Raw genomic sequence first — 12,266 nt, forward strand, 5'->3', positions numbered from 1 at the left:
TTTTACTTACATTTGTAGGAAATAAAAATAAACCATGGAAAGTATATATACAGCAGATGAAAACAGATATGCCGGCATGACGTATCGCCGTTGCGGACGTAGCGGTATTTTGTTACCGGCCATTTCTTTAGGGTTATGGCATAACTTCGGAAGTGTGGATGTCTTCAATAATTTTATAAAGATAGCTTATACGGCTTTCGATAATGGCATTACTCATTTTGACCTGGCAAATAATTACGGCCCGGTCTATGGTTCGGCAGAAGAGAATTTCGGCCGGATTCTGAAAAAAGGCTTGGGAGCTTACCGTGACGAACTTCTTATTTCGACAAAGGCCGGTTATGATATGTGGCCGGGGCCGTACGGAAACTGGGGAAGCCGTAAGTATCTGATGGCAAGTCTTGACCAAAGTCTGAAACGGATGGGATTGGAGTATGTGGACATCTTCTATTCCCATCGTCCTGATCCGGAAACACCGATAGAAGAGACGATGGGGGCTTTGGCAGATATCGTTCGCCAGGGGAAAGCGCTGTATGTAGGTATCTCAAATTATAACGCGGAACAGACGGAAAAGGCGTTGGCTGTATTGAAAGAACATCGCGTTCCTTGCTTGATCCATCAGGCGCGTTATTCTATGTTCGATCGGTGGACGGAGCCGGATTTGCTGCCTTTGCTTGAAGAAAAAGGTGTCGGCATGATTGCTTTTTCTCCTTTGGCACAGGGAATGCTTACCAATAAATATCTGCATGGAATACCTGAAAATTCAAGAGCCGCTAAGTCGACCGGCCATTTGAAACGGGAACAGGTGACGGATGATAAGATAAATAAGATTCGCCTTCTGAACGATTTGGCTACCGAACGTGGACAGACCCTTGCTGAAATGGCACTGGCCTGGCTATTGAAAGACGATCGCGTAACCAGTGTGTTGATAGGTGCCAGTTCGGTAGAGCAACTGCTCGACAACCTGAAAGCGCTGCGCAATACGAATTTCACGGCAGACGAACAGGAAAGGATCGAGAGTATTTTGAGAGTAAACCTCGGTTAAACGGTGAAAGTAGGCTTCTTCTACAAAAGTTGAAGGCATTACATCGATAACATAACAACAACAACGAAGCAAATGACACCATTTTTACAACAGATAGCCTCTTTATTTTATCAGCAATACGGAGCGGAGGTCAGCAGGCTGGCCTTTGTTTTCCCTAACCGCCGAACGGGATTGTTCTTTCAGAAATATCTTTCGGAAGTAGCTGACAAACCGCTTTTCTCCCCGACAATCTTGACCATCAACGACTTGTTTGTGCAGTTGAGCGGTAAGCAGACGGCCGACAGAATCAATATGCTGTTTATGCTGTATGATATTTATGTCCGGCATAGCGGTTCGACAGAAACTTTCGACGAGTTTCTGTACTGGGGAGAAATGTTATTGAACGATTTCGATGATGTCGATAAATACATGGCCGATGCCCGCATGCTGTTTACCAATGTAACGGACTTGCGGGAGATAGAAAATGATTTCAGCTTTCTGGATGCAGAGCAGATTGCCGCTATCCGTACTTTCTGGTCATCGTTTTATCCGAAAGGAGATTCTCCGAATCAGGAAGAGTTTCTTGCCGTGTGGAAAATCCTGTATACATTATATAATGACTTGCGTGACGCATTAGCCGCAGAAGGAAGAGGCTATGAAGGAATGATATTTCGAGAAGTAGTCGAACAGATGGAGCAGAACAACTGTTGTGACCTGCCTTATACGAAGGTTGTCTTTGTCGGACTAAATGCTTTGTCTGTGGCTGAGGAACGTTTTCTGATTCAGTTGCAGAAACGGGGCATTGCCGATTTCTATTGGGATTATGCTTCTGACAAGGTGACCGACCTGAACAACAAAGCCTCTTATTTTGTTGAGCGCAATCTCAAAAACTTCCCTTCTCAATATCCGCTTCCTGCCGAAGAGAAAGTAGATACGGAAATTGAAGTCATCGGTATTCCGTCCGGTATCGGCCAGGCGAAACAGGTTTATACTTTATTAAATGAACTATGCAAGGAGGATGAGATGTCACCCGAGGAAGCATTGCGTACAGCTATCATTCTGCCCGATGAACATTTGCTTATTCCGGTGCTGAACGCAATTCCTGAACAGATTCGCCGGATTAATGTGACGATGGGATACCCGTTGGCGGGTACGCCTGTCGCTTCGTTGATGGAATATATTCTTGCGTTACAGAAAAACGTGCGTTATGTAGACCGGCAACCGGTCTTTTATTTCCGGGATGTATTACCAATATTGAATCACCGGTATATCAGTTCGACCTGCCCGGAAATAGTGAATGCCCTGGTGAAAGATATTGCGGAAAATAACCGGATATATATTTCTGCCGCCGATTTGGGAAAGACTGATTTGTTGTCGGTCCTCTTTCTTCCGGTGACTGATGTGAATACATTTTCCGATTACCTCATTAATGTCTTGCAGGAGCTGAACAAGGTGATGCACGCTTTGTCATCCGGCGAAGAAGAAGAGGATGCCACGCAACGTACCAATGACCTCGAGCAGGAATTTATCTTCCATTATTTTACAACTGTCAACCGGATGAAAGAAATTATGCAGGATGCCGGAATAGAAATGAAGATAGATACCTATTTCCGTCTGCTTAAGCGGGTAACCGATACGATTACCATTCCTTTCCGGGGAGAACCGTTGTCCGGTTTGCAAATTATGGGAGTACTTGAAACCCGTGCACTGGATTTCGACCGACTGATTATCCTTTCCATGAATGAAGGGATTTTCCCGTTGCGTAAGGCGGCAAACTCATTTATCCCGTATAATCTGCGAAGAGGATTCGGTTTACCGACCTATGAACATCAGGACAGTGTCTGGGCCTACCATTTTTACCGTTTAATATATAGGGCGAGCCATGTCAGTTTACTCTATGATACCCGCAGTAACGGTTTACAGACTGGCGAAGTCAGCCGTTTTGTCCATCAATTGCATTATCACTACGAAGTGCCGTTGCAAAACAAACTGGTCGTATATAATGTATCGTCTGCCAAGACTCCGGCTTTGCAGGTAAAGAAGACGGACGAAGTGATGCAGCGCTTGAATGCTTTCCACAAAGGGGGAAGCCGGGCTATTTCCGCCAGTGCCGTCAATACGTATCTGGACTGTCCGTTGAAATTCTATTTTTCGGTAGTCGAAGGTATACAGGAGGAAGAAGAGGTTAGCGAAACGATTGAAAGTAACGTGTTCGGTAGCATCCTGCATAAGGTAATGGAAGAACTCTATATGCCTCTCTGTGGAAAAATAGTGACAGCCGACCTGCTGAAAGCAATTAAGAAAGATACGCCTGTCCTGACGGGTGCCATTGCCCGGGCATTTGCAGAAATTTTCTTTATGTCGGACGTCGTACGTCCTCTGACGGGGCAGAATTTTCTGATAGGTGAGATGATTCGGAAATATGTGGAGAAGATACTGGAACGTGACAGTAAACTGACGCCTTTCCGATATATTGAATCGGAACGGAAGATTAACCGTCTGTTTACGTTGGGTGACAACCGGACAGAGATTCAGCTGAAAGGTTTTATCGACCGTATTGACGAGGTGCGTGATGCGATTCGTATTATCGACTATAAGAGTGGGAGCGGAACATCTGTTTTCACTTCGGTCGAAAGTTTGTTCGATAAGGAAGATAAAGACCGTGCCAAAGCCGTAATGCAGGTTTTCATGTATTCGTGGATGCTTGGAGCCGCTCCCGCAGGAAAGACGATTCAGCCGGGAATCTATTATATGCGTACGCTTTTCTCCGACTCGTTCGACGCCTCAGTCAGCAGACGCATTGAACGGACGAAAACGGAACCGGTAACAGATTTTTCGGCATATTCCGAAGCGTTTGAAGGAGAATTGCGCCGTTGTCTGGATGAGATATTCGGACGTGAAACACCGTTTACACAGACAACAACGGAAAAAGCCTGTGCCTGGTGTCCTTTCAAAGATATCTGTGGAAAATAGTATAGGTCAGAACAGGAAACCGAGTGAGAAACTCATCATATTAGTCCGTTTGTCGATCGAGATGTTTCTTTCAATCGGGTTTTGTGAGGATTTGTCTTTGAAATCGGATTCGACTTTGTTGAGTCCGAATTCATAGGTGAATTCGAAAAAGAGCCTCCAGATGCTGACACCCAACCCTGTGGCAATACCCAACTCAAACGGAGTGCTGTCGTTGATGTATTCATTCGTGACCTCAGAGAAATGTGTCGTATAGCGTACCTTATAATTATACTTCACTTTAGGGCCTACCATCATACTGAGGGCATAAGGTCCTTCCTTGACAAGGTAATAGCCAATCATAACTGGCATTTCGAGTGAGGTGGTTTTTAATTGAAGCAGGTCTGTTTCCGGTGTATTGCTATCGGCTAAGTTGGACTCGGTATTTTGTGGCATGGAGAAAAGAATGTCTCCTTTCGTGTGATACCACGACAGGTCCGGCTGGATAAAGAAACGGTCGATATTGATTCTGCAAAAGACAGAAGCCTGATAGCCTACCTTATATTGCAGGCGGATATTTTCCGCTTTGACATCATCTATTGTAAGCGAATTAACGATTGGAAACGTAGAGTTGACACCTACCTTTGCTCCGAAGTTAAACGCTTTGTCCTCAATCTGTATAAATTTCTGCGCGTTGGCTGATATACAGAGAAAAAACACAGGCAATAGAAGAAGTATCTTTTTCATACGTTTATTTTTTCTTTTTTACCGACCAGCCGAATTTACCTACAAATTCACCTAATCCATAATATTTCCCATGTGAATAAGCCAGCAGGTCGGCCCGTTGCATATCGAATGCTCCCGTTTGCGGGTCCAGGTATTTATCATCTGCCTGAACATTCAGGACATCGGCTATGAACATATCGTGGCTGCCTAAAGCAATCACTTCCTTGACCCGGCATTCAATGCAAAGAGGTGCTTCTTCGATAGTGGGACAGTTTACTAACGTGGCTTTACCCGGTGTCAGTCCCATTTCTTCAAACTTATGGTGCCCTTTACCTGAATTGACACCGCACCAGTCGGTTGCATAGGCCAGTTCGCGTGTTGTCAGGTTGATGACGAACTCCATATTCTTTTTCAGTATGGGATAGGAGTGACGTTCGGGACGTACGGATATATAACACATGGGTGGATTGGTACAGATTGTACCGACCCACGCCACCGTTATAATATTGTATTCTGAAGGTTCGCTGCCACAACTAACCATTACGGCGGGTAAAGGATAAATCATGGTACCGGGCTTCCAGTCTTGCTTCATAAAAACTTATTTAATAATAATATCTTCCTTATTGATTTTACGTTCACAATAACGACATTTGATTGTTCCCTTTTCTTTGTCTATTACTTCGAAACGGCTCGGCATCGGTTCGTTATTGGTGATACATTTCGGATTGTTGCATTTAACCAATCCAACCAGTTCGTCCGGCAATGTAACTGTTTTCTTTTCCACAACTTCATAATCACGGATAATGTTCAGGATTACTTTGGGAGCAATCAGGGCGATACGGTTGATTTCGTCTTCTTCAAAAAACTTGTTGGATATTTTAATCACGCCTTTGCATCCCATTTTTTTACTTTGGAAATTGTTTCCGATCGTGATTGTGTTATCCATATTTTCAAGTCCCAACAATTTGGCCACTTTAAATAATTGGCTGGGGGGGATATGGTCGATAGCAGTTCCGTTCTCCAGAGCGGCAACCTGCAATTCTCTTTTCTTTTCTACTGACATGACTGATTAATCTTCAATTGATAAATTAAGAACTTCACAAATAATTGCCTGACGGGCGAACAATCCGTTGCGTGCCTGCTGGATGTAGTAGGCTTTCGGATTATCATCCACATCGTAAGCAATTTCGTTTACGCGGGGCAGGGGATGAAGGATACGAAGGTTTTCACGGCTTCCTTCGAGCATCTTATTACGCAGGATATACACATTCTTTACCCGTTCATATTCTTCCAGGTCGGTAAAGCGTTCGCGCTGTACGCGGGTCATGTAAAGAATATCGGACTGGTTGATAACATCTTCATCGAATGTCGTATGTTCGTAATATTTGATGCCGTGCTCGTCGCAGAAATTCTTGTATTCGTCCGGCATGCGAAGTTCGTCCGGAGCCACGAAATGAAAAGTTGGATTAAAATGTGACATGCCGACAATCAGCGAATGCACTGTCCGTCCGTATTTCAGGTCGCCCACCATGGTAATGTTCAGGTCGGTCAGTTTTCCCTGTGTCTTCTGAATGGAGTATAAATCGAGCATAGTCTGCGAGGGATGCTGATTGGCACCGTCGCCCGCATTGATGATAGGTATGTCCGTTACTTCGGATGCATAACGGGCAGCGCCTTCCAGATGATGTCTCATAATGATCAGGTCGACATAATTGCTGACCATCAGGATGGTATCTTTCAGCGTTTCCCCTTTGGAAGAACTGGTGGTAGAAGCATCCTGGAATCCGATCACTCGTCCGCCCAGGCGGTTGACAGCTGTTTCGAAGCTTAATCGCGTGCGTGTAGAGGGTTCAAAAAACAGGGTGGCAGCCACTTTGCCTTCCAGTAGCTTTCGGTTCGGATTTTCCTCAAACTTCCTGGCGTTATCCAGAATACGAAGAATGTCCTCTTTGGAACATTGATCGATAGAAACTAAACTTTTACTTTTCATTTTGTGTATAATCTGTCTTTCTTGCAAAAGTATAAAAAAAGCGGAGACTGAATAGCCTCCGCTTGTATTTATTTCAGATATTCTGCCAGCTTCGTCGGAAGGTAGAATGTATTGTTCTTATCTACATAAACTACAACCGAGTTGAGCCGGACTTCTTCCTGTCCTTTTTTACCGATTGTGACGATATTGCTGAACGGGGTGATGTTGATTTGTTTCTTTTTATTTTTCACGACCAGAGAGGGAGAGCCTTTCTCGTCTTTTGCCGGAATAATCTCACATTTATAGTCTTCAAAGACCTCTGTGTGAGGAGCGAAGTTCTCTTCTGTCAGTTCGTCCAGTTTGTCACGGTCCATGCCGAACAAGGCGCACAGATATGCGTTCAGTTCGATGTTGGTGTGCATACCGATGGGAAGGCTGGCTTTGTCCGGGTGGTAAGCTGCCAGGAAAACGTCTTCACCGGTGTGTCCGCCGGTTGTAAATCCGAAACAGGTTTTTGATGTAAGCAGCTTAGACATGAAAGAGGTCAGCGAACCGCTGTAGAGGGAGCCTTTCCCTTCGGTGGTACGTTCGCTTTCAGGAATCGGGCTGTTCTTGTAGTCTTTGCAATGGTTCAATGCGTCCAGTTCTTCCGGGCTCAGTTCGAAACCGGCATATTCGCGGAAGATGTTCTGTACTTCGGAGTTGGGTTCACTGTTTACTTTCTTGGCGAAACCTTCTGCCGTCAGTTTATAAAGAGAGAATTGGTGGAACAGTTGATCTTTTGTAAGTTTATCATAACCTCCGCAAGAATAACGGCCGATGCTGATACCGCTGTTTCCGTGGTCGGGAACCATGATAACGGCTGTTTCTCCGTTCTGACGGGCAAATTCAAGTGCAGCACCACAGGCACGGTCGTAAGCCAGCATATCTGTTGCCATACCGACAGGGTCGTTTGCATGGGCGGCCCAGTCTACTTTACTGCCTTCTACCATCAGGAAGAAACCTTCCGGGTTTTTAGACAGTTTCTTGATGGCGATACGTGTCATTTCTTCCAGGTCCGGTTGCTGGGCCGGGTCGCGGTCGATGTCGTAAGCCATTTCGCGGTCACCGAATAAAGCCCACATATTGTTACCGCTGTAGTTACGCATACCGCTGATGTCGTTTTTAAACACACCATATCCGTTACCTTTCAGATAAGCTTCGCTTTCTTCCGGAAGAAGAGATGCGCCACCACCGATTACAACATTCAGGTCGTTGTGAGCCATCTGCGGAGCAATCCATTCATATTTACCGCGGTTGTAGCTGTGGGCAGAGCAGTCTGCCGGTGTTGCATGCGGAAATTCGCAGGTGAAAACAAGACCGGTCGATTTGCCCTGTGTCATCTTAGCAGCTTCCAAAACGGTGGTAAGCGGCTGGAAAGCGCGTTCGGGGTCGGTCGGGTAGATATCATTGTCTCCGTCGTGTTCCGGATAAGTGGAAACATAACCGGTACGGCTCGGATAGCCGGTCATATAGCAGGAAGTTGTCGGAGCGGAATCTCCGATAGGGGCATTTGAAGAGTGGGTACGCACGGTTCCGCACAGATACGGGTCCAGGTTCAGGTTGGGTTTGTCGGGGTTTGTGTACCATTGCAACCAGCGTGCCATAGAAACGGTAGCCAGTGAAGTTCCGTCCGGTATCAGAAGAATAACATTCTTGACCGGTTTTACGTTTTCTACATCCGCAGCTTTTGCCGGCATGATGATGATTGCCAGTAGAAGCAGAAAAGTAATCGTCTTTTTCATGTGCTTGTATGTTTATAAATTAATGTAATTGAATGATCTCTTCTTCGAAAAGTGTCAGTTTTTCCAATCCTGTTTCTGTCACCAGGAAACTGTTTTCAATGCCGACGGCTCCCACGCCCGGAATAACGAATTTGGGTTCGAGGGCAAATACCATATTCGGTTGCAGTTCTTCTTTGGAGCGGGGCGTCAGTACCGGAAGTTCGTTGATTTGGATACCTATGCCGTGTCCTACGAATTTGGCCTGTTGCTTGGTTCCCATGAAGTTGGCTGCCAGCCCCTCTTTTTCGGCAATGCCGGCAGCAATAGTATACAGTTCCGAACAAACGACACCCGGACGGGCTGTGTTTTCGATTTCATGTTGTATTGTCAGGGCTACCTGGTGGGCACGGTAGGCTTCTTCGGTCAGTTTGCCGACAGAGAATACGCGGGTCATGTCTGTCATATAAGATGTATAGTTCCCGGCCATATCGACCATGATAGCCGTACCTTCTTTCAGGACCGTGCCGTTGGCTCCGAGCGGACAGGAGGCATCCATGCCACCGCCACCCAGGGCGAAGTCGAAAGGAGAGGGAGCTTCGGCATTTTCTCCGGCCAGGATGCTTCCCATAAAGATATCCATATTGGCACCGAAAGCACGGAATAGTCCGATGGAACCGTTCTGGCGCATACGTCTTTCTATTTCGTACTGGAATTCGAGGTCGGTCATTCCCGGACGGAAACATTCCGGAACCTCGGAATATGTCTTGGCATGTTTTGCCGCCGAGATACGAAACTGGGCAATTTCCCATGGTGTTTTGATTTCACGCAAGGTCCGCATCAATGTAGTTGCATTGCCGGTTTCTTTGGGATTGAAAATCGATTGCAGACGGATATAATCGTTGTATGTCAGCTCATCGGCTTCAAGAAGCAGCTTCTCCGGCATTTTTATTCCGCGGGCAGCGAATATCTCGGCTATTTGCTCCGGTTTGCGGATATATTCGATTTGGTCGTTGCTTAATCCGTTAGGGCGTTTGACGAAGAACCAAGGCGTGCCTTCTACGGGCAGATAAAAATATCCGCTATACACACGTCCGGTTGTATAATACAGGTTTACATCTACACTTAGCAGGCATGCATCCGCATTTATCTTTCGCATTGCCTGTTGCATACGACCCCATTTCAATTGCAGGTCGCCGGTCAATTCTTTTTGTATCATCTCCAACTTTTATTTTTATGTGGCATCAAAGATATTAAATTATTGCCGGGAAAAAGCAGGATGGGATATTAAATGTTGATTAAGAAATAGAAATCCACTTCTCCAGATTGCGTTCTTTTGCGCTGAAATTGGCACCGACCTTGACCAATTGTCTACCGTCGGTAGTGTAGGGGATCAGGTAGCCTTGAACACACTGACTTGTCCAAACTTGGTAACACTTGTCAGGGGATAGAACTTCAGATACTGGTCGACACTTTTCAGCACACCGTAGAAGGCTTTCAGGGTCTCCTTGTAGGCTTGGTGCAACTCCTTATCTTGCAAAGATTGGAGCAGCGGCTTGTCATATTCATCGACGAGTACGACGACGGGATGACCTGTTAGCTCGGCTGCACGTTGTATCTGTTATAGGTTACAGATGCGATTGCTTAAAAAACAATCCCATCATGTTAAAGACCGTTTGTTCTTTGACATGATGGGATAAAATCGAAAAGGATAATGGGGTATTGTCAGCAGAAAATGGCTTTCCATTCTCCGATATTGCGTTTTTCTTTGTCGAAGGAGGCACCGACTTTGACCAGTTGGCGACTGTCGACGGTGTAAGGAATCAGATAGCCTTTTTCGTCGATCTGCCGGAGAGCCTCGTCTACCGAACCGTCCAGTTTGAATTCGAATACATAGATATAATCGGTTGTCTTTACCACTGCATCCGCACGGCCGCGGGCACTACGTACTTCGGCATCTACATATTGTCCCAACAGTTTGAAGACAATGTAGAAGATTACCTGATAATGCCGTTCGGTTTTGCTGTTCAGTTCATAGGGAATACCTTCGAAGAAGGCGTGCAACCGTTCCATAAACGCATCGACGTCGCTGGCACGCAACTCATCCCAGAACTTCCCGATGTAAAACGGAGCGGTCGATTCCGACAAAGGAGTATAATATGGAGTGATGAAATTCAGCCATCCGTATTTTACTTCAGCATTTGGGAAGTTGAGTGTATAGAAATCCTTTGCAGGGTCATAGCCTTTGATCGTCAGATACCCGCTCTGGTAGATGATCGGCACCGGATTATGAAAATCGGCCCGGTAATCGATCAGTGCAGCTGCCGGAACTTCTATACCGTCGAGTTGGCGCAGGTCGTAGTCGGTCTTTTTCAGCATATTTACCAGCATCGTCGGTGTTCCGGTAGCGAACCAGTAGCTGCTGAACCGTTTTTGAACCAATGCATTCAGTACGCTGAACGGGTTATAGATTCCATCCGAAAGGAATTCCGAGAAATGATATCCGTCGTAACGTTTCGTCATTTCGTTTACCGTTTGTTCGTACGTCAGTTTGTTCATGGTAGCAAGAGCGGCCAGTTCGGGTTGGAAATCGCGTTCGATCTCCGCCTTTGTCATACCGCAAATCGTTGCATAATCGGGAGCCATACTGATATCCATCAATTGGTTCAGGTTACTGAAAATCCCTAACTGCGAAAACTTGGTTACTCCGGTGATGAATACAAAACGCAGGTAACGGTCGGCATCTTTCAGGACGGTGTAAAAACCTGTCAGCATTTCGCGGTAAACGTCGTGCAGATCGTCGTTAAACAAGGTGCGCAGCAGGGGCTTATCGTATTCGTCGATCAGGACGACTACTTTCTCTCCTGTTTTCTCGCAGGCTTGTTGGATGATTTGCATGAAACGTGCGGAATACCCAACTTCTTTATCCGTTTCACCATACTTCTTTTCCCATTGAATAAAATGAGCATCAAGCACTTGCTCCAGGCTTCGTTTATTTTCATAGAATTGAGCATTCAGACTCAAATGAAGTACCGGATAAACTTTCCAATCCTTTTCGAGTTGTTCGATAGCCAGTCCCTTGAACAGGTCTTTCCGTCCGAGGAAATAGGCTTCGAGTGTCGAAAGGAGCAGGCTTTTACCGAAACGGCGCGGGCGGCTTAGGAAATAAGGTTTACCGGTAGTTACCATCCGGTAAACCAAATCTGTTTTATCCACATACAAAAAACCATCTTCTATTAAAGAGGTAAAATCCTGTATCCCTACCGGGAGTTTTCTGATCGGCATTGTTTCCATGTTTCCGTTGTTTTAAGCACGAACACAAAGATAAGATTATTACTTTTCTCTTGAAAGGAAAATAATAATGAATATAGTAATACCTATTTGTTTCAATTTTATTCCATCATGTCAAAGAACGCTTTTTATTGGCGCCACCTCCGCCCACGAAGCGGAACCGAGCCGGGAAACTGTCCCGGGGTGGCTGGTTCGATTGTTTGGTATTGTAACATCTGAATTCTTCTTTAGGGGTATTTGATATCGCAGAAATAAAGGCAAGGGTTTTTGTATCGAGTTGGCGGAACTGTTTGGCCAGTTTCGCTATTTCGGTGACAGATAACCTGCTACGGAGAAGTTGCCAGTCCGAAAATAAACCGTATTCCAGAACACGTTCTACAATATAAGAACGGTGTTTTGTCCAATCCAGTTTACTCCGATCAGTATCTCAAAATAAATGGGGGGAAAACTTCTCAATGAAGTTGCTTACCATATCATCTCTCCAATCCCATCATGTCAAAGATCGTTCAGGCCGAAGCCTGCTTATTGTTTGTCGCCCGCTGGCGGCAGA

Annotated in this window: 9 protein-coding genes and 2 pseudogenes; 2 read left to right on the forward strand and 9 right to left on the reverse strand. The window is 45.6% G+C overall.

Annotated features, from left to right (window positions below; genetic code table 11):
- Positions 1–34 precede the first annotated feature (34 nt).
- On the forward strand, positions 35–1,042 hold the full coding sequence (gene mgrA / locus HMPREF1535_RS16920) for an L-glyceraldehyde 3-phosphate reductase (protein ID WP_046146915.1): 1,008 nt from the start codon (positions 35–37) through the stop codon (positions 1,040–1,042).
- Positions 1,043–1,114: 72 nt separating this feature from the next.
- Positions 1,115–3,994 carry a PD-(D/E)XK nuclease family protein gene (locus HMPREF1535_RS16925; RefSeq protein ID WP_046146916.1) on the forward strand — a complete coding sequence of 960 codons (2,880 nt, stop codon included), beginning with the start codon at positions 1,115–1,117 and terminating at the stop codon, positions 3,992–3,994.
- Positions 3,995–4,000: 6 nt separating this feature from the next.
- Here HMPREF1535_RS16925 and HMPREF1535_RS16930 read toward each other — a convergent pair whose 3' ends face one another.
- The 9 genes and pseudogenes from HMPREF1535_RS16930 to HMPREF1535_RS26485 form a co-directional block, all read right to left on the reverse strand.
- Positions 4,001–4,717, reverse strand: a complete 717-nt coding sequence (locus tag HMPREF1535_RS16930) for a porin family protein (protein WP_007659285.1) — start codon at positions 4,715–4,717, stop codon at positions 4,001–4,003.
- Positions 4,718–4,721: 4 nt separating this feature from the next.
- A complete protein-coding gene (locus tag HMPREF1535_RS16935) occupies positions 4,722–5,288 on the reverse strand; it encodes a flavin reductase family protein (protein ID WP_007659287.1) in 567 nt (188 codons plus the stop codon).
- A 6-nt stretch (positions 5,289–5,294) separates the two neighbouring features.
- Entirely contained in the window at positions 5,295–5,759 is a 465-nt protein-coding gene (gene pyrI, locus HMPREF1535_RS16940; protein WP_007659289.1) for an aspartate carbamoyltransferase regulatory subunit, read from the reverse strand.
- 6 nt (positions 5,760–5,765) lie between these two features.
- Positions 5,766–6,686 (reverse strand): aspartate carbamoyltransferase, encoded by a 921-nt coding sequence (gene pyrB / locus HMPREF1535_RS16945; protein ID WP_007659291.1) that lies wholly within the window; start codon positions 6,684–6,686, stop codon positions 5,766–5,768.
- A 68-nt stretch (positions 6,687–6,754) separates the two neighbouring features.
- Entirely contained in the window at positions 6,755–8,449 is a 1,695-nt protein-coding gene (locus tag HMPREF1535_RS16950) for an alkaline phosphatase (protein WP_046146917.1), read from the reverse strand.
- 19 nt (positions 8,450–8,468) lie between these two features.
- A complete protein-coding gene (locus HMPREF1535_RS16955) occupies positions 8,469–9,644 on the reverse strand; it encodes a M24 family metallopeptidase (RefSeq protein WP_046146918.1) in 1,176 nt (391 codons plus the stop codon).
- 186 nt (positions 9,645–9,830) lie between these two features.
- Positions 9,831–10,043, reverse strand: a pseudogene (locus tag HMPREF1535_RS25460) (AAA family ATPase); the annotation flags it as partial.
- Between the two features lie 107 nt (positions 10,044–10,150).
- The gene (locus HMPREF1535_RS16960; RefSeq protein WP_046146919.1) at positions 10,151–11,719 is read right to left on the reverse strand and encodes an ATP-binding protein; all 1,569 of its coding nucleotides are present in this window, start codon (positions 11,717–11,719) and stop codon (positions 10,151–10,153) included.
- 106 nt (positions 11,720–11,825) lie between these two features.
- A pseudogene (locus HMPREF1535_RS26485) lies at positions 11,826–12,131 on the reverse strand (DUF6922 domain-containing protein); the annotation flags it as partial.
- Positions 12,132–12,266 lie beyond the last annotated feature (135 nt).

This window comes from Parabacteroides goldsteinii DSM 19448 = WAL 12034 (assembly GCF_000969835.1).
Lineage (GTDB): Bacteria > Bacteroidota > Bacteroidia > Bacteroidales > Tannerellaceae > Parabacteroides > Parabacteroides goldsteinii.